This window comes from Agriterribacter humi (assembly GCF_009192765.1).
GTDB lineage: Bacteria > Bacteroidota > Bacteroidia > Chitinophagales > Chitinophagaceae > Agriterribacter > Agriterribacter humi.
Map to the genome: position 1 here is coordinate 37,632 of NZ_VOHQ01000004.1, position 19,461 is coordinate 57,092.

Sequence of the window (19,461 nt, forward strand, 5' to 3'; positions counted from 1 at the left end):
GCTTTACAAATATTAAATGAGTATCAAAAGCAGCGCCTGATCTCCTATCCCCGTATTCCTGTAACCTTTTTTTGAAAAATCCCTTGCCAGCCCGGAAATAAACCTTCAGGTCAAAATTTCATGCATAACATTTTTAATATTTACGCATATTTCAATGAGAAAGCAATTATTATTTACATTGGTCCTCTTCATTTCCCTTTTTTCATGCTCGGAAAAGAAGATTTCCGATACACGAACTGCATATACCGATCAGCCCTACCAGCAGGATTATAGCATTAAATATAATATAACAGACACCGGTACTATATTATATAAAGTTTCCGCTGATCGTAACGGCGTTATCCAAATCCTTTCTTCCCAAGGTTTGCTCCACCCCTTTTCAGGAGCCATGCTTTATCCCGGAGCGCTTGTGCCCGATGACACTTACCGGCCCATGAAGGATAGAAAGATTGCCGCCATCGGTTTATACCAGCATCAACTTGTATACCTCGATGATAAAGCCGTACTCAGCAATGCATGGGCGGGAAATTTATATTCCAAACATGGTTTACCCGATGCCGCTGTTTTTGCCGGAGGGGATGATTTCGCTTTTTTAATCTCTGACGGAAGTTCGTTGCAATACCTTAAAAATTCACAGGCGCTTTGGCAAAACAAAAGCGGTGAGCAGGTACTTGATATTGTATATGACAGCACAAAGCACGCTTTTTTAGTGCTTACCCCCCAACAAATATTTTCTTTTTCGCCTGCAGACAAAAATTATACCACCCTGTTTAAGGCAGACAGTCTTACGTGCTTTACCATAGCAAATAATGGAAAAGATATTGTGGCAGGTACCCATAATGGTTATATCGTTATTGATGCATCTACAGGAAAACAAAAGGGAGAAATAAACAGGAAGCTGCCCTGGACAGAACTTACTGCTGTTACGGAAATAGAGGGCAAACTCTGGTTCGGTTCAAAAAGAGGGGCTTTTATGCTTAAAGAAGATGGTAAGTTCAACTACTATGCTTCCAAACGATGGCTCCCCTCCGATAATGTAAAGCAAATCGTTAAAGGCGGAAAAGACAACGTACTCATTTTGACCGATGCAGGATTAGCGAAAATCTTTTTTACAGCAATGACACTGGAAGATAAGGCCGCTTTCTTTGATAAACAGGTAAGACAAAGGCATATCCGCAACGGCTTTAATGCTACGCTCGCCGGTATGAAAGACGGGAACCTGGGAACAGGTCATATGGAAGATTCGGATAATGATGGTTTATGGACCTCTATGTATCTCGGCGCAGAGGCTTTCCGCTATGCGGTTACCAAATCACCGGAAGCTTTACAAAATTGCCGCGAATCGCTGGACGCCATGGAACGCCTTTATTCCGTTAATCCTGTAAAGGGTTTCCCTGCACGTTCATATGAAAGGAGAGGGTATAAGCTCCACGACCCCGAAAAATGGATCCCTGCACCCGATCCTGAGTGGGACTGGAAATCAACCACCAGCAGTGACGAGGCTATTGGTCATATTTTTGTTTTTGCCGTCCTGGCAGAACTGGTAGATGATGAGGATATAAAAAAGAAGTCGGTAGCGCTGATAGATTCACTGATGCAGCATGTTGTGGATAATGATTTTTACCTGGTAGACTGGGATGGGAAACCCACCCTCTGGGGGAAATGGAATCCGCAATATGTAAATGCAAGGCCAAAAAATGTAGGCGATAGAAAAATCAACTCATCCAATATCATTGCCATGCTGCAAACGGCATATCATTTTACCAAAAAAGAGATCTACAAGGAAAAGGCCTTTGAGTTGATGAACAAGCATGGTTACCTCGAAAACCTGATGCGTCCCATGAAAGAAATTGGCCAAGCACCTGCAGATGCAGACGACTGGAGTAAAATGTTGTCGCAGGGGTGGAATCATTCAGACGATGAAATGTATTTCCTGGGATACTGGGGTTTGTACCGTTATGCTTTCAACGATACCCTCAAAGAAAAATATAAAGAAGCCATTATTGATCACTGGGAGGTAGAAAGACCCGAGAAAGAAGGCGCCTGGAATATTTTTACCGCGCTTACCGGTGCAAAAGAATTTGATCTGAAGGAAGCCGTATGGTATTTACAGGAGTATCCCCTGGATATGATCGGCTGGACGGTACAAAATAGTGAAAGAAAAGATATAGAGCTGGTAGAACCCAATTTCCGCGGGCAAACAACCAAAGAAGTATTGCCACCGGATGAACTGGATATCAGCAGGCATAATGGCAACAGGTTTGATTTGAATGGCGGACGCAACGGCAACAGCGAGTATAGCGCCGGTGACATATGGCTGCTCCCTTACTGGATGGGCCGATACCTTGAGGTGATCAATGCGCCGGCCAATAAATAAACCTCATCATTAAGCTGGTTTAAAATACGGCAAATGAAAAAATGGTTACCGGCATGCATAGCTATCCTGGGATTGGTTTCCTGTTTGCAGGAAAAGCCGGAACAAGATCAGCATGAACAGGCATATACCGATGTGCCCTACCTGCAGGATTACAGCATTAAATATGATATAGCCGACAGTGGCATTAATCTATACAAAGCGTACGCCGACCGCAATGGCGTTATACAGGTCCTTTCTTCCAAAGGTTTGCTGCATCCCTTTTCCGGCGCCATGCTTTATCCCGGAACGCTGGTGCCCGATGACAGCTACCACCCTATGAAGGATAAGAAGATCAGCGCCATGGGTATATACCGGCATCAACTGGTATACCTTGATGATAAAGCCGTGCTCAGCAATGCATGGGCTGGCAGGGTGTATATAAAACACGGTCTTGCCAACGCCAGTATTTTTTCCGGCGGCAGTAATTTTGATTTCCTGATATCGGATGGCAGTGCCCTGCAATATCTTAAAGACGCGCAGGTGCTGTGGGAAGGCAAAAGCACGGAGCGGGTATTGGATATCATATCCGACAGCGTAAAGCATCGCTTTTTGGTGCTTACCCCTGCGCAAATATTTTCCTTTTCGCCTGCTGATAAAAGCTCTACTTCCTTGTTTGCAGCAGACAGTCTTACCTGCTTTAGCCTGTCCAACGGCGGGAAGGAGATAGTGGTGGGTACCCGTAACGGTTATATCGTTATAGATGCAGTTACCGGCAAGCAAAAAGGCGGGGTGAACAGAATGCTGCCCTCGACGGAACTTACCGCTGTTGCTGAAATAGATGGGAGTTTATGGTTTGGTTCCGCCAAAGGCGCTTTCATGCTGAAAGACGATGGCAAATTCAATTACTACACATCTAAACGGTGGCTCCCTTCAGATGATGTAAAGCATATTGCTGAAGGTGATGGAAGCAGCGTGCTGGTGCTGACGGGCGCCGGGTTGGGAAAGATCAGCTTTATGCAGATGACCCTGGAGGAAAAAGCGGCTTTTTACGACAAACAGGTAAGGCTTAGACATATACGATATGGTTTGTATTGTGATGTGGCGAACCTGGAGGATGGTGATCTTTCCACTGCCACACTAAAACCACGTGACAGTGATAATCTCTGGACTGCCATGTACCTCGGCGGCCAGTTGTTCAGGTACCTGGTTACTCATCAAGCGGAAGCGAAGCAAAATTGTATCGAATCCTTTGAAGCAATGGAGAGGCTGTATACAATACATGATATTCCCGGTTTTTTTGCCCGCTCCTTTGAGCGGCGGGGTATAATGCCTTTCAAAAATGAGTATCGTCCCTACCTGCAGCATTACTGGTACCCCGGTTATCAGAACACCATTAGCTGGAGGCATGCCGCTGATACGGAGTGGGACTGGAAAGGCGCGCCCAGCAGCGATCAAACCGTTGGACAAATGTTTGCACTTACCTTGCTGGCCCAATATATGGATGATGAAGGGATAAAGAAGAGGGCCATACAATTAATGGACGGGCTAATGTCACATATTGTTGACCATCAGCTCCGGCTGGTTGATCATGACGGAAGGGCTACGTTATGGGGAATCTGGCATCCGGAATATGTGAACCGTTTCCCGGAAATGGTGGGCGACAGAAAATTATATTCTTCCAACATTATCGCTTTTCTGCAAACCGCCTGGCATTTTACCGGGAAAGAAAAGTATAGAAAAGTTGCGGAAGATCTTCTGTACCGGCACGGATACCTCAAAAATTTAACGCGTCCTTTTGCAGCCATAGGAAAGGCACCTCCTGAAGCGGACGCCTGGAGCAGAACCTTGTCGGCAGAATGGAACCATTCGGATGATGAAATGTACTTCCTCGCTTACTGGGGTTTGTATCCTTATGCGCTGGACGACTCGCTGAAAGAACAATACCGGAGCGCCATACGGGATCACTACGAAATAAAAAAGCCTGACAAAAACGCCCTTTGGAATTTTTGCTACGCCCTTACCGGCGCCGGCGATTTTAATTTGCAGGAAAGCATCTGGCATTTAAAAGAAATGCCATTGGATATGATCGAATGGTCAATGCATAACAGTCATCGCGCAGACATCAGATATATGGAAGAAAATTTCCGGGGGCAAACCACCACGGAAGTGCTGCCTCCCGATGAACGGCCGGAACAGAAACACAACCGGAATCTCTTTACATTAGACGTGCAGTATAAAGGGCATAGCGAGCAGGGCGCCGGCGATACTTACTTATTGCCTTACTGGATGGGCCGATACCTTGAAGTGATCAGGGCGCCGGAGAAGAAATAAAGCGGAAAAAGTTTCGAAACATCACCTTTTTGTATTGATTTCACCGGTGCATGCATACAACATAACGTTCACCCATAACCGTTTTAATAAAACTTTATATATTCTTTTATACCATCGGCACAATTTTCGCGTTTTGCTCACTCCCCGTTCAGTTTATAAATAATTGAATGTTCTCATAAGTACCAAACGCGAAATAATGTCTGTATGAGCCCCCTGGTCCGCAATATATCTTTTTTACTTTTGCCGGGTATCGTTTGCCTGCTCGCTCATTTTACCGGCTTGTCCCAAACCGGCCCAACTGCTTTACAGTTTAGCTCATTTGAAGCTGAGCTTCTGAATAAAAATGCAGTTCAGTTAAAGTGGGGATTTGTGCAGCAGGGAGGAGACAATATTCATTTTATTATTGAACGCTCTGCCGATGGCATTGCTTTTCAACCCCTGTACAAAACCGGGTCTTCTTTAGGTGCTAACGAGGCAAATTATCAGTATACCGATCATGTCTCTATAAAGGACAGCGTTTTTTACAGGATAGCACGACTGGCAGGAAACGGGAAAAAAACTTTTTCCGCCGTTCAAAAAATTTATTTGCCCCGACACCCAAAGGCGGAGGTGGTTGTTATGCCCAACCCCGTATTTAACAATGCTTCGCTAATCATCAATGATGAAGGGCTGGGTGAAATTTCCTGCATTTTGTATGATATGACCGGCAAAAATATACGAAGCTACCAACTCAGAAAAACCACGGCTTATATGCAGCAGATATTAGATATGTACAGCGTGCCCAAAGGAGAATATATTTTAAGCATCCGTGGCGCCACGATCAACGAGTCCAAAAGAATTCTAAAACAATAGAAGAACTATCTTTGCCGGATATGATGATCAAGAAGTCTTTTGTGGCAATTGTATTAGCAGGCCTGCTCCCTTTAACCTGTTATTTTCTCCTGAAACATTTTAGTGCGCAAGCTGTAGTTATGCCAAAGCGCTTTTTTTACGACAGCGTACAAAACAATACGTCTTACGGCAAAACCACTTCCGACACCATTTGGCATAAAGTAAGGAACTTTAGTCTTACCAACCAGCTCGGAAAACAGGTTTCCCTCAGCGATTTAGAGGGGAAAATTATAGTGGCTGATTTCTTTTTTACTTCCTGCCCCAGCATTTGCCCAACATTAACCCGCAATATGAAACGCCTGCAGGATGCTTTCAACAAAACAGATACCATCGTCAGGTTCCTTTCGTTTAGTGTTGACCCTGTAAGGGATTCGGCTCAAAAGCTAAAAAAATATGCGGATAAATATGGTATCAATCACGATACCTGGTGGATGCTTACCGGCGACAAGGAGGAAATATATGATATTGCAAAAAAAGAATTCAAGGCCAATATTGCCGACACTAAAGTAGATACCAACTTTATTCATACTGAATATTTTTTTATCCTGGATAAGGACAGGGTAGTGCGGGGCTGGTATAATGGTATGGACAGCATTCACCTGAATAAATTAGCCAGCGATGTGGTATTGCTTATGCTGGAAAAGGATAAAAAGAAAAAACGAAGGCTTTTTGGAAATTAAGGCTTTTTAAAAATTAATAATAATAAAACATCAGGCATAACAGAGATGAGCGCAGAGAACATGCTTCAGCCCCAAATAACAAAGAATGATAAATTAGCCCGTTTGGTGATTGGTGTTGTTTCCTTTGTAATATTTACAGCAATCGTATTGTTAAGCAAAATAAAAATAGAGGCGAACCTGGGGTTTGATGTGCATGTTTTTGCTTTAATAAATGCTTTAATAAACTCCTTTGTATCCATTTTACTCATTGCCGGCCTTATTGCAGTAAAACGCCGCAATTATCTTTTACACAAAAAAATAATGCTGGGCGCCATTATTCTTTCCGTGCTGTTCCTCGTTTCTTATATCTGCCATCATTTGTTTGCTGGCGAAACCAGGTTTGGCGACCTAAACCATGATGGATTGGTAAGCGATGCGGAAAAATCGGCAGCCGGTTCGCTAAGGATCTTCTACTATATTATTCTTGGTACGCATATCCCGCTCGCAGGTATTATACTACCCTTTATTTTATTTACCGCTTACAGGGGTTTGACAGCAGAATTTCCCCGGCACAAAAAAATTGCACGCATTACCTGGCCGGTTTGGCTGTATGTTTCTGTAACAGGTGTACTGGTGTATTTATTGATAAGTCCTTACTATTAATATACTGCCCTCTGGTGATTTCCAATTGCATAAATTGACATAAATCAATTTCAATTTTTCAATAATTTTAACCTTTAATTCATTCGTTTTTTATAGCGGACTTTATCTTTGCAACAATTGATTTTAACCTGAAATAACCGAGTTATAAATCCTGCGGCAGTATACAGCACTGCTGCATTTCAACAAACAATTTCCCTAAGTCATGATTCAACATTTAAGAAAACAAAGGAGAACTGTAGCCTGCTTCCTGCTTCTTGGCTTTTTGAATATCATGACCTTTTTACCTGCGAGCCGGGCGGAAGACAATGCCGTTCATCTGAGCTATCCCGTGTTTAAAAGCGGTGACTGGAATGCGGTTTATGAACAGGATGACAACACACCTTCCACCATGCTTGAACTGCTCCTGGAAGATATTGCAGGATTGCAGGACAAGCTTCCCGATCATGAAAAGCCCGGCTTCAATGCACATTTTTTTAATTCCAAGAACAGGATAAACGCCTGCTTTTTCCAGCATTTCATTGTACCACCCGGTATTCCTGAAGTTCAGCCGGTGCTCATTGCAAAACACGACTTTCCTGAAGCTTCCTACGCAGGCAGGCTTCCCCTTCTGCAACGTCATAATTTTATTTTCAGACTTACCCCTTTTTGAGGTTGTGAATCATTTCATGCGTTATTGCATGCTGCTTACTGTTCACAATTCATTTTAATTCCCGTCAGCAGATCGGGTTTGTGTTATTCATTTTTAAATACAACTCTAAAGGATGAAAAATATATGGTATATACTTGCCGGCATTTTTATGGCAGGATGTTCGGTTAAGGGAAATGTTCAGGATAATAAAGATCTGCCCCAGTTGCCTGTTATAGAAGTATCGCTTAAAGACACTTCCTTGCACCATGATTATGTAACGAGCATTGAAGCGGTGAAAAATGTAGAGATCCGCACCAGGGTCCAGGGATTTCTGAATAAGATATTTGTAGATGAAGGACAGGTAGTGAAGAAAGGACAATCTCTTTTCCAGTTAGATGACAAGGAATTTGTAATTGCGCTCTCCAAAGCAAAAGCAAATGTAAACAATGCCGAAGCCGAAGCAAGAACCGCCGAAGTAGAGCTGCTGAGGGTAAAAGGCTTATTAGCGAAAGAAATCGTATCGCCTACCGAAAAGGATATGGCGGAAGCCAAATATAAGGCTGCACAGGCCAAGGTGGAAGAAGCGATGGCTGCTCAAAAGAAAGCGGAAACCAGCCTTTCCTATACATTTATACATTCTCCGTTCGATGGCATTATTAACCGCATCCCGTTTAAAGCCGGCAGCGTGCTTGATGCCGGCGCCCTGCTCACCACTATCTCAGACAATCATGAAGTATACGCTTATTTTAATGTTTCGGAAAATGAATACCTGAACTACCGGAAAACGGCAACAGAAAGCAGGAACAACAATATCAGCCTGCTGCTCGCCGACGGAACAGCATATCCTTATTCGGGGAAAATTGAAACCGTGGAAGGTGAATTTGATGAAAGCACGGGCTCTATCGCGTTCAGGGCAAGGTTTCCCAACCCTTCCAGGCTGCTGAAGCATGGCGCATCGGGTAAAGTAAGACTTACGATCAATGCCGGCGATGCTTTGATCATCCCCCAAAAAGCCGTATTTGAAATACAGGATAAAAGTTACGTATTCGTAGTAAACGCCGACAATACGGTGAAAATGACAACCGTGGTGCCACAGGCAAGAATAGCGCAATCTTATATTATCAAGGAGGGCCTGAACAAGGGAGATAAAATCGTATACGAGGGCGTACAGCGTCTCCGCGAAGGTGCCCGCATACAACCCATTCTTATACACAGACAATCATAACGGCCAAATCTGCATAGCAACAGAATGATGGATCATACAGACCCTGCTGCGCATCCGACGACCGGATGGAGCAAGCCAGGCTGTTAGGACAAAGCGGGGCTGTAGGATGTTTGCTTTAAAACAATGAGGTAAAGCCCCTGCTTTTTATTCCTGGATGCCAAAAACCATTTAAAAACCGATCTGTACAACAACCTCTTTTATGATAGAAACTTTTATCAGGCGACCCATATTGTCGCTGGTTATTTCATTGATCATTACTCTACTGGGCGTGCTGGCACTGTTTAACTTACCCATTACACAGTTCCCCGATATTGTGCCACCCTCGGTAACGGTAACAGCAAGATATACAGGCGCCAATGCCCAGGTATGCGCCGATGCGGTTGCCACGCCGCTGGAAAGGGCAATTAACGGGGTGCCGGGCATGACCTATATGAATACGGTGACCAGCAACAACGGAGTAACCCTCATAACCATTTCTTTTAAAGTGGGCACGGATCCCGACCAGGCAGCGGTAAATGTGCAGAACAGGGTAACCACCGTGCTGGATGAACTCCCCGAAGAAGTGATAAAAGCGGGCGTTGTAACGGAAAAAGAGGTGAACAGCATGCTGCTTTATCTCAATATCGTGAGTGAAGACACCACGATGGATGAGCAGTTCATTTTTAACTTCACCGACATTAATGTGCTAAAAGAACTAAAGCGCATTGATGGCGTGGGATTCGTTGAAATAATGGGCGCAAAGGATTATGCCATGCGGGTTTGGCTGAAACCCGACCGCATGCTGGCGTACAATGTGTCGGCAGATGAAGTGATTGCAGCCCTCCGCAGCCAGAATGTGGAAGCCGCTCCCGGCAAAACCGGTGAGGGCTCGGGCAAGCAATCCAATGTACTGGAGTATGTTTTGCGCTACACCGGTAAATTTTCGGAGCCGGAGGAATATAAAAATATTGTTTTACGTGCAAATGAAGATGGGTCGATACTCCGGCTACGGGATGTAGCCGGGGTTGAATTCGGTGCGCTCAGCTACAGCATGGTTTCCAAAACAGATGGTAGGGCCTCGGCATCTATTATGATCAAACAACGGCCGGGGTCTAATGCAAGAGAGGTGATCAGTAACATTAAGGCGCGCATGGCGGACCTGAAAGAATCTTCTTTTGTACCCGGTATGGATTACAATTTCGCATATGATGTATCGCGTTTTCTCGACGCTTCCATCAGCGAGGTATTAAAAACATTACTGGAAGCTTTTGTGCTGGTGTTTATCGTGGTTTTTCTGTTCCTGCAGGATTTCCGTTCCACGCTTATTCCTGCACTGGCTGTACCTGTAGCACTTATTGGTACCCTTGCCTTTATGCTGGCGCTGGGCTTTTCCATCAACCTGCTTTCACTTTTTGCACTGGTGCTTGCCATTGGCATTGTGGTAGACAATGCCATAGTGGTGGTGGAAGCAGTGCATGTAAAAATGACGGAAGATCACATGGGAGCAATGGATGCCACGATTGCCGCCATGAAAGAGATAACTGGCGCTATTTTGGCCATTACACTGGTCATGTCGGCCGTTTTTGTACCGGTAGCGTTCCTGTCGGGGCCGGTAGGTGTTTTTTACAGGCAGTTTTCCTTGACCCTTGCCATTGCTATCGTAATATCGGGCATCAATGCCTTAACGCTTACCCCGGCGCTCTGCGCGCTGATGCTGCGGCATCCTGCACCGGCAACGAAAAAAAAGAAAAGCCCCGTACAGCGTTTTTTTTCCGGGTTCAATAAAGCTTACAATAGCACGCAGGGCAATTATCAGCACCTGATAAAATACCTCGCAGGCAGAAAAGCGGTAACCATGGGCCTGCTGGTCGTTTTCTTTGTGGCTACATGGGGCAGCAGTGCTGTGCTGCCGTCGGGCTTTATTCCTACCGAAGACCAGGGTATGATCTATGTAAACGTTACTACCCCTGCAGGCTCTACTGTTGAACGCACCGGTAAAGTGCTGGATGAAGTGCAGGAAGCCGCGCAGGACCTGGATGCCGTTGATAATATTTCTACCCTTGCGGGTTATAGCCTCGTCACCGAAGTGTCCGGCGCTTCTTACGGTATGGCCATGATCAATATGAAAAGCTGGGACGAAAGGTCGGAATCCGTGGACGATCTTATTAAAATCCTGGAGGAAAAGACGAAACATATTACCGATGCCAGTATTGAGTTCCTGCCACCGCCTACCGTTCCCGGGTTTGGCAATTCAAGCGGATTTGAGTTCCGGCTTCTGGACAAAACCGGCAGCGAAGATCTGCAGCAAACGCAAAAAGTGGCCAATGATGTGATTGCCGCGGCCGTAAAGTCGGGAGCGGTAAGCAATGCCTTCACGGGCTTCAATCCTAACTTTCCCCAGTATATGGTTCATGTAGACCAGGACATGGCCGCAAAAAAAGGTGTGACCATTGAAAATGCCATGAACACGCTGCAAACACTGCTGGGAAGCTATTATGCCACCAATTTCATCCGGTTTGGCCAAATGTACAAGGTAATGGTGCAGGCTTATCCCCAGTATCGCTCAAGTCCTGAAGACATACTTAAGCTGTACCTGAAAAATAAAGATGGTGAAATGGTGCCGTTTTCCACCTTTATCAAAATGGAAAGGGTATATGGGCCGGAGCAGCTGACCCGCTATAATATGTATACTTCTGCACTCATTAATGGCGACGCTGCAGCCGGAAAAAGCAGCGGTGATGCCATTAAAGCAGTAGAGTCCGCTGCCAAAGAAGTGCTTCCAAGAGGGTTCGATTATGAATGGTCGGGTATGACCCGGGAACAGATCCTTTCGGGTAACCAGGCGCTTTATATTTTTATCATCTGCCTAGTGTTTGTGTACCTCATCCTGGCTGCACAATACGAAAGCTTCCTGCTGCCGTTGCCTGTTATCCTTTCGCTGCCCGCGGGAATCTTCGGATCTTTTCTGTCATTGAAACTAGCAGGGCTGGAAAACAATATTTATGCGCAGGTAGCGCTGGTGATGCTTATCGGTTTACTAGGTAAAAATGCTATTCTTATTGTGGAGTTTGCCATCCAGCGAAAAAAGCTGGGATCATCCATACTGGAAGGCGCTATAGCAGGAGCCGCCTCAAGACTAAGACCTATTTTAATGACCTCCTTTGCCTTTATTGCCGGGCTTATTCCTCTTTGTATTGCAACCGGTGCAGGGGCACTGGGCAACCGTTCCATCGGCATGGCGGCCGCAGGTGGCATGCTTACGGGAACGCTCTTAGGGATTATCCTGATACCGGGATTGTATGTTGTTTTTGCAGGCATAGAGGAAAAGTTAGGATTGAAAAAGAAAATGAAACTCAAAGTAGATTCCTTAAAATTTAAGGTAGCGCAGGAAGAAGAATAACATACAGCATCTGTGGCACGACCACTGTGATGCCGGGGCCGCACCCTGTTTTTATCTGTAAAAAAAATTAATTACACATCGTTTATGAAAAAGATCAGTTCCGCACTGTATATCCGGTTTTGCGCTTATGCTTTCCTGTTGGTATTTATACCGGCCTGTGTAACCCGGCAGCCGGTTGTGCAGGATTCTGCTGCGGCCCTGCCCGGCAGCTACAGCGGCCGAGCCGACAGTTCCAGTTTAAGCAGCCTCACCCGTGAACAGTTTTTCCGCGACACCGTACTCCTCCGGCTGATTGACACGGCTATAAAGAATAATCTTACGCTCAAGACCACGGTGGAAAAAATTATGATAGCGAGAGCCCACCTGCTTACGCAAAAAGGATTGAGACTTCCTTCCCTGGATGGCTTTGTGTCGGGAGCAGTGGATAAATACGGTAAATATACAATGACGGGCGTAGGCAACTTTGATACCAATCTTTCCCAGAATATTACAGAAGACCAAAAAGTAACCAACCCTGCCCGAGATTTTTTTCTCGGATTAAAAAGCTCATGGGAGATTGACCTGTGGGGAAAGCTGAAGGCGAAGAAAAAATCTGCCTATAATGCACTGCTGGCCTCCGAAAAAGGTAGGCACTGGGTAACCACGCAACTGGTAACCCAGGTAGCTTCCTACTATTATGAACTGCTGGCTTTAGACAACAGGCTGGAGATCATCCGCAGGAATATAAAATTACAGGAAAGAGCGGTTGAGATCGTACAAGCACAAATGGAAGGCGGACGTGCCAACGCACTGGCTGTGCAGCAATTCAACGCGCATTTGATACATACCCTCATTCTTGAGCAGGAAACCCGGCTGGCCATTATTGAACTTGAGAACGAAATGAACATGCTGCTCGGCCGTTTTGCACAAACGCCTGTTCCGAGGGGTTTACCCATACGGCAACAAAAAATACCGCAGGTGATCACGTCCGGGATACCCGCCGATCTGTTAACAAACCGTCCCGATATACAGCAGGCAGAGTTGGAACTGGCAGCCAGCAGAGCCAATGTAACAGCCGCCCGGAAAGCCTTCTTGCCCTCTGTTACCCTTACTCCCTACCTTGCAATGAATGCTTTTAAACTACCCCTCTTGTTCAACGGAAGCTCTGTAGCCTATGGATTATTGGGGGGAATTACACAACCCGTCTTTAACCGCCACCACCTAAAAGCTGGTTTCGCTGTTGCCAATGCCGAGCAAAACATTGCTTTTTATAATTACCGGCAAAGCATTTTACAGGGTTACCGGGAAGTGCTGAACAATTTGAAGGGAATAGAGCATTACATGAAAATCGTTGAACTGAACCAGTCTGAAGTGCAGGTGCTGACCGATGCGGTAAGCACATCAACCGAATTGTACCTTAACGGATACGCCAGCTATCTGGAAGTGATCACGGCCCAAAAAGGAGTGCTGGAGACCGAATTAAAACGCACAACCTCACAAAAAGACTTGCTGACCGTTGTACTGGACCTGTACCGATCCCTGGGAGGCGGTTGGGAATAGGTAAGCGACAGGGCTTTTAAATAGGTCTGAAAAATCCTGGCAGCAACCATTCTTTCAAACTGTATGAGTGATTTTCACAAATATCCGTTCATCAGAAGCCGGTTCTGCTGCTTTCGTCACAAAACCCAAGGCTTCTCTGTTGATGGAAAAACACCAAATAACATTGGCTGGTCATTTTTTTTTAACTTTAAAAAATAAACAACACGGTGCTGCATATGACAGAAAAGATACAAAGATCTCCCAATTATAAAAAAGGCTCCTTTCAGAATCTTTCCGCAACACCGGTAGTGGCAAAAAACAGTTCCTGGTATAAGGTAATAAAAGATAGTTTTAACCGGCCAAAAGAAATTCGGCCTTCCCAACCCCTTCCATCAATAAAAACGGATCTTAAAAACCTCTATTCAGAAAATCCGGTAATCATCTGGTTCGGACATTCCTCTTATCTTATCCATATCAGGGGAAAAAATATTCTTGTAGATCCTGTTTTTAGCGGGCATGCTTCACCTGTCCGGTGCCTGGTTAAAGCTTTTGCAGGTACAGATATATATACTCCCGATGATTTACCGCCCATAGACCTGATGATTCTCACGCACAATCATTATGATCATCTTGATACCCGTACCATTACACGGCTTAACGCTAAAACCAGTGCTTATTGTGTTCCCCTGGGCGCAGGCGCCAGTTTTCAAAAACTTCATATTCACTCTATAACGGAATTAGACTGGTGGGAGACAGAACGTATAACAAATGAAATTGAAATTACTGCAACACCTGCCAGGCATTTTTCGGGGCGTGGGTTGAAAAGGGGCGGTTCACTCTGGTGTTCTTTTGTTCTTAAGCTCTTCGGCTATACTATTTTTATTGGCGGCGATTCGGGATATGATACACATTTTAAAGAAATAGGAGAAAAATTCAGCGGATTTGACCTGGCAATCCTTGAATGCGGTCAATACAATACCTCCTGGCCATTTATACACATGATGCCCGAGGAAACCGTACAGGCAAGTATAGATCTTAAAGCAAAATGGTTACTTCCCGTACACTGGGGAAAATTTGCCTTAGCCAATCACCCGTGGAATGAGCCTGTGGCAAGAGCAGTAAAAAAAGCGGCTGAATTAAATGTCAATATCACTACTCCCGTAATTGGGGAACCCGTAATTCTAAATGAAAGTTACCCGGTAAAATCCTGGTGGAATAATTATTAGCACTTAACGGTGGGTTAACAATAAAAGAAGCAGTTGGCAATACTTTTCAAATAATTAAAAACATATTTGTGCATATTAATTCTCCCAACCGTTTTGGTATGCGTTCCGCCACTTTAAAATGGATAGTGCTTACGGGTGCTGTTGTTATCGGGCTAATCATTGCCATCCAGTTATACTGGTTGAACCATATCTACAAATTAGAGCAGAAACAGTTTGATACCAATGCGGTGAAAAGCATTCGCGGGCTTTTTGAGGATATTAATCTTTCAGACAGTCCCGGCAGCCATTTACAGCAAATGGTTACCATGCGGCCATCCCGCAATACTTTTGTTGTAAGAATCAGTAATCTGCCGCATAAAGACACCCTGGTATTTTATCTGACCCGCGAACTGATGGATTTCGACATTTTAACCGAATGCAATGTGGCTTTATATGATAAAACAAAACAGGATTATATTTTTCAGCAAAATATTCCTTCGCCGGCTTCAGACCCGCCATTGAAGTCTGAAGCCTTAGAGGTATATCCGGCAAATTACCATTATATTCTTCTGCATTTCCCGGACAGGAGCGCGTATATTTTATCGCAAATGAATTTATGGATAATGGGCAGCATTGTTTTGGTGCTGGTATTAATTGGTTTGGCTGTGAGTATGTTCTATTTCTATAAACAAAAGTTCCTCATAGAAATACAAAAAGACTTCGTAAATAACTTTACACATGAATTTAAGACACCCCTCGCCGTAATGAAAATCGCTTCGGAGGTGTTGGCGCAGCCCGGTATAATAAAACAACCCGACCGGATGGAAAAATACACCAACATTATTTCGCATGAAACAGAACACCTGCAAAACCAGGTAGAACAATTGTTAAAGATGGCGGTGTCGGAACAAAATGAACTTCGGGTAAAGATGGAATCTATTCCGGTAAAGGAAATTATTGATCAGGCGATATCCAAGCTGCAGCCCCTGGTAGAAGCGGAAGGTGCAAAGATTGAAATTAAAATTGAAGACGATGACATCGCTATTAAGGCCGATAAAACACATCTTGAACTCGCCATTGTTAACCTCATCGAAAATGGAATAAAGTATTCCCGCACTCCTTTAATAATTATAGAAGCGGGAAAAAACGGAACGGAAAGTTATATCTCGGTAAAAGACAATGGCGTAGGTATTGATAAAAAATATTTTAAAAATATCTTTAAGAAATTCTACCGGGTACCCACAGGCGATGTGCATAATGTAAAGGGCTTTGGGTTAGGCCTGAATTTTGTTAAAAAAATAGTAGACGCCCATAATGGAAGAATTACCGTAAACAGCGTGCCGGGTATCGGCACAGAATTTAAAATTATTTTACCCGGATAAATACTTTTATCATGCAACCGAAAGCCAGGGTTTTACTTGCTGAAGATGATCTTTCGCTGGGTTATGTTATTAAAGATAACCTTGAACAGGAAGGCTATAATGTATTGCTGTGTTCAGACGGAGAACAGGCGCTGCAATACTTTCAAAAGAGCGAATTTGACATTTGCCTTTTAGATGTAATGATGCCTGCCAGGGACGGTTTTAGTGTGGCAAAAAAAATCCGCCAGAAAAGCGATCTTATCCCTATTTTATTTATTACGGCTAAATCAATGGAGGAAGACAAGCTGAAAGGGTTTACCAGCGGAGCTGATGATTATATTACCAAGCCCTTCAGCATGAAAGAACTATTGATGCGGATGGAGGTATTCTTACGCAGAACAAAAAAACTTTTCTCCGATCAGGCACAGGAATATAAGCTGGGCAAAATGCATTTTTCGTATACCGATCTTAAAATTTATAATGGTGAGGAAGTATCCAATTTAACACAGAAAGAAGCCGACCTGCTGAAGTTTTTATGCGAGCATCCGAATCATATTTTAAAAAGAGATGAAGTACTACTGAATGTATGGGGAAAAGATGATTATTTCCTGGGCAGAAGTATGGATGTTTTTGTTACCAAGCTCCGTAAGCATTTTAAAAACGATGATTCTGTTAATCTTGAAACCATACATGGCGTAGGATTCCGGCTTAATACTCCTGCTTAATTTTATTGTTCATTACTGTATTGCATGCGGTAACATATCCGGGTTTATCTTTCCCTGATTGTTTTTCACTAAGTTTGATAAAGCACACCTAAAAGAAGCGTATGAACAGCACATGCTTTATCACTAAAAAAGAGTATCCCGATGAGGAACTGCTGACGGGTTCCCAGCTCAGAAAGCCTTTATATGATTTTATAAGGGAGCGACATCCTGATTTTAATGAAAAAAGCAATATTTCAGCAGATACTTTGCAGGAACAGCGCAAAATGTATATTGAGGTCCTCCTGCGACAGGAAATTGGCGAATTAACGGATGCTGAAAAAGAAGTGGTAAGCAGTATAATGGATAACCAGATCCTTTCGGAAAATATTGTCTTGCAATCTGCCGAAAAAAGCCGCCCTGGTGAAAAGCTGGCCGACCGTGTGGCTACATTTGGCGGAAGCTGGACCTTTATTTCAATATTCTTTTTTTTATTGCTTATCTGGATGGGCATCAATATGTATCTGTTGCATAACAGGGGGTTTGATCCTTATCCGTTTATATTGCTCAATTTGGTACTGTCATGCCTGGCTGCTATACAGGCGCCCATCATTATGATGAGTCAGAACAGGCAGGAAGCCAAAGACCGGGCAAGGGGAGAACACGATTATAAGATCAATCTTAAAGCAGAGCTGGAAATCCGTCTCCTTCATGAAAAAATTGATCATTTACTTCTTGATCAAAACAGGAAGCTGCTTGAAATACAACAAACCCAAAACGATATGTTCAGCCGCATAGCTAAAAAATTAGAAACGCAACAAAAGCAGTAGAGAGAGAACAGAGCATGGACGGCAGAACAGCAAAGGGATTTGCGCGTAAAAAATAGTTAGAGTTTAATTAAAGCCATCCTTTTAAACCCGGTATTGAACCGCCGACACTTTACACACAATCATTTTCATGAAAAGAATATTTCTTACAGTCTTCATAAGCTTACTGACGGTAACAGTGGCGCGATCTCAACAAAAAATGGCTGCGGAGGGAGCGGCAAAATCTTTCAGGGTACTGGCCCTGTTTGAAAATGGGGGACATCATCTTCAGTTTACCAATGCAGCGCAATTGTGGTTGGATTCACTTGCTGTTCAAAAAAACTTTATTATAGATTACATTACTAAAACAGATACGATAAACGAAACTGTACTTAACAGTTACCAGCTTTTTCTTCAACTTGACTATCCACCGTATGGCTGGACTGAAAAGGCGCAGCATGCATTCATTAAATACATAGAGCAGGGCAGGGGAGGATGGATTGGTTTACATCATGCAAGTTTGCTGGGCAATTTTGACGGGTACAATATGTGGCCGTGGTTTTACCATTTCATGGGCGGCATTCAATTTAAGAGCTATATCCCCACATTTGCCGGCGCACAGGTGCATATTGAAGATACTTCACATCCCTGTGTAAAAGGAGTTCCAAAAACTTTTAGCATAGAAAAAGAAGAATGGTATACTTACGATAAAAACCCCCGGCCCAATGTGCATGTTATTGCATGGGTTGATGAAAAAAGTTATGTACCTGATTCGCCTGTAAAAATGGGTGATCATCCTGTAATATGGACAAACGATCATTACCCCGCCAAAAATATTTACATCTTCATGGGGCATTCTCCCGCTCTCTTCAAAAACGAAGCGTATACTATACTTTTGGAGAATGCCATCTTATGGGCTTCTCATAAATAACCCGGTATTGTTTTTTAAACATCATACACAGCATACCTGTATAACTTACAGGCCTCTGTCTTTTTGCAGGATAGCCCCGGCAATTGCCGCACCATAAAAAAATACATACCAAACAGAACGGCTATACGCAGTTCGGGAATAGCTGTGCAAAATATAATCTCTCATTCTAAAAGAAATGAACTAACTTAATACCATTAAAAGCTCTTTTTATGATACACCTAACGATTTCCCGCATAGCCATATGGCTTCTGGCCATTGTTATGATTATCTTCGGTATCCTGCATTTCACTAATCCAACCGGAATGCTCAACTATGTACCGTTGTATCTGCCAAGAGGAATAGTATGGGTTTATTTGGTTGGCATTGCTTTTATCCTTGCCGCCATAGCCTTTATCAGCAACCGTTATGTATCTCTTGCAGGTTACCTCCTGGCTGTTTTATTAATTGCGTTTGTAGTACTGATTCACATTCCCAATCACTTAAATTCAGGTACTCCCGAAATGCGGCAGTTAGCGCTGGTTAATGCATTAAAAGACACTGCCATAGCCGGATTTGCCATGTATATCGCCAGTATTGCAAGGCATCAGCGCTTAACCGAATCTGATAAGTAAATGCCCTTATTAACCCCTAACGCCTTTTTCCATATAACAGCTACACTTACACCCCGCCGTAAGTGCAGGCAGGATCGAAATGTCAATTTTTGGGCAGCAAAAAAAAGAGGAAAATGATTACCATTTTCCCTCTTTAGCCTGAATGTTTTTAGTGCTGTGCAAAACGTGAGAAGTGAAATTTCTTTCACCTTTCCCC

15 protein-coding genes are annotated in these 19,461 nt (G+C 43.9%); all 15 read left to right on the forward strand.

All coding sequences use genetic code 11. The features are described from left to right. Positions 1-154: 154 nt before the first annotated feature. The 15 genes from FRX45_RS08785 (at position 155) to FRX45_RS08855 (ending at position 19,265) form a co-directional block, all read left to right on the forward strand. Positions 155-2,377 carry a hypothetical protein gene (locus FRX45_RS08785; protein WP_152268050.1) on the forward strand — a complete coding sequence of 741 codons (2,223 nt, stop codon included), beginning with the start codon at positions 155-157 and terminating at the stop codon, positions 2,375-2,377. 33 nt (positions 2,378-2,410) lie between these two features. Further along, on the forward strand, positions 2,411-4,687 hold the full coding sequence (locus FRX45_RS08790; RefSeq protein WP_152268051.1) for a hypothetical protein: 2,277 nt from the start codon (positions 2,411-2,413) through the stop codon (positions 4,685-4,687). 204 nt (positions 4,688-4,891) lie between these two features. Then, entirely contained in the window at positions 4,892-5,539 is a 648-nt protein-coding gene (locus FRX45_RS08795) for a T9SS type A sorting domain-containing protein (RefSeq protein WP_152268052.1), read from the forward strand. A 119-nt stretch (positions 5,540-5,658) separates the two neighbouring features. Next, a complete protein-coding gene (locus FRX45_RS08800) occupies positions 5,659-6,258 on the forward strand; it encodes an SCO family protein (RefSeq protein WP_226805129.1) in 600 nt (199 codons plus the stop codon). 45 nt (positions 6,259-6,303) lie between these two features. Continuing rightward, positions 6,304-6,900: a DUF420 domain-containing protein gene (locus FRX45_RS08805; protein WP_226805131.1), complete on the forward strand. Its 597-nt coding sequence runs from the start codon at positions 6,304-6,306 to the stop codon at positions 6,898-6,900. Between the two features lie 202 nt (positions 6,901-7,102). Then, a complete protein-coding gene (locus FRX45_RS08810; protein WP_152268053.1) occupies positions 7,103-7,549 on the forward strand; it encodes a hypothetical protein in 447 nt (148 codons plus the stop codon). A 112-nt stretch (positions 7,550-7,661) separates the two neighbouring features. Continuing rightward, positions 7,662-8,753, forward strand: coding sequence for an efflux RND transporter periplasmic adaptor subunit (locus tag FRX45_RS08815; RefSeq protein WP_152268054.1), 1,092 nt, complete (start codon positions 7,662-7,664; stop codon positions 8,751-8,753). Positions 8,754-8,952: 199 nt separating this feature from the next. Continuing rightward, entirely contained in the window at positions 8,953-12,132 is a 3,180-nt protein-coding gene (locus tag FRX45_RS08820) for an efflux RND transporter permease subunit (RefSeq protein WP_152268055.1), read from the forward strand. Positions 12,133-12,216: 84 nt separating this feature from the next. Then, positions 12,217-13,671 (forward strand): TolC family protein, encoded by a 1,455-nt coding sequence (locus FRX45_RS08825; RefSeq protein ID WP_152268056.1) that lies wholly within the window; start codon positions 12,217-12,219, stop codon positions 13,669-13,671. A gap of 215 nt (positions 13,672-13,886) precedes the next feature. Then, on the forward strand, positions 13,887-14,876 hold the full coding sequence (locus FRX45_RS08830; RefSeq protein WP_152268057.1) for an MBL fold metallo-hydrolase: 990 nt from the start codon (positions 13,887-13,889) through the stop codon (positions 14,874-14,876). A gap of 68 nt (positions 14,877-14,944) precedes the next feature. Further along, complete coding sequence (locus FRX45_RS08835; protein WP_152268058.1) at positions 14,945-16,237, forward strand: sensor histidine kinase; 1,293 nt, start codon at positions 14,945-14,947, stop codon at positions 16,235-16,237. A gap of 11 nt (positions 16,238-16,248) precedes the next feature. After that, entirely contained in the window at positions 16,249-16,941 is a 693-nt protein-coding gene (locus FRX45_RS08840) for a response regulator transcription factor (protein WP_193311636.1), read from the forward strand. Positions 16,942-17,042: 101 nt separating this feature from the next. Continuing rightward, the gene (locus FRX45_RS08845; protein ID WP_152268060.1) at positions 17,043-17,747 is read left to right on the forward strand and encodes a DUF1003 domain-containing protein; all 705 of its coding nucleotides are present in this window, start codon (positions 17,043-17,045) and stop codon (positions 17,745-17,747) included. A gap of 127 nt (positions 17,748-17,874) precedes the next feature. Next, positions 17,875-18,654 carry a ThuA domain-containing protein gene (locus FRX45_RS08850; RefSeq protein ID WP_152268061.1) on the forward strand — a complete coding sequence of 260 codons (780 nt, stop codon included), beginning with the start codon at positions 17,875-17,877 and terminating at the stop codon, positions 18,652-18,654. A 209-nt stretch (positions 18,655-18,863) separates the two neighbouring features. Beyond that, the gene (locus tag FRX45_RS08855; RefSeq protein WP_152268062.1) at positions 18,864-19,265 is read left to right on the forward strand and encodes a DoxX family protein; all 402 of its coding nucleotides are present in this window, start codon (positions 18,864-18,866) and stop codon (positions 19,263-19,265) included. Positions 19,266-19,461: the final 196 nt, after the last annotated feature.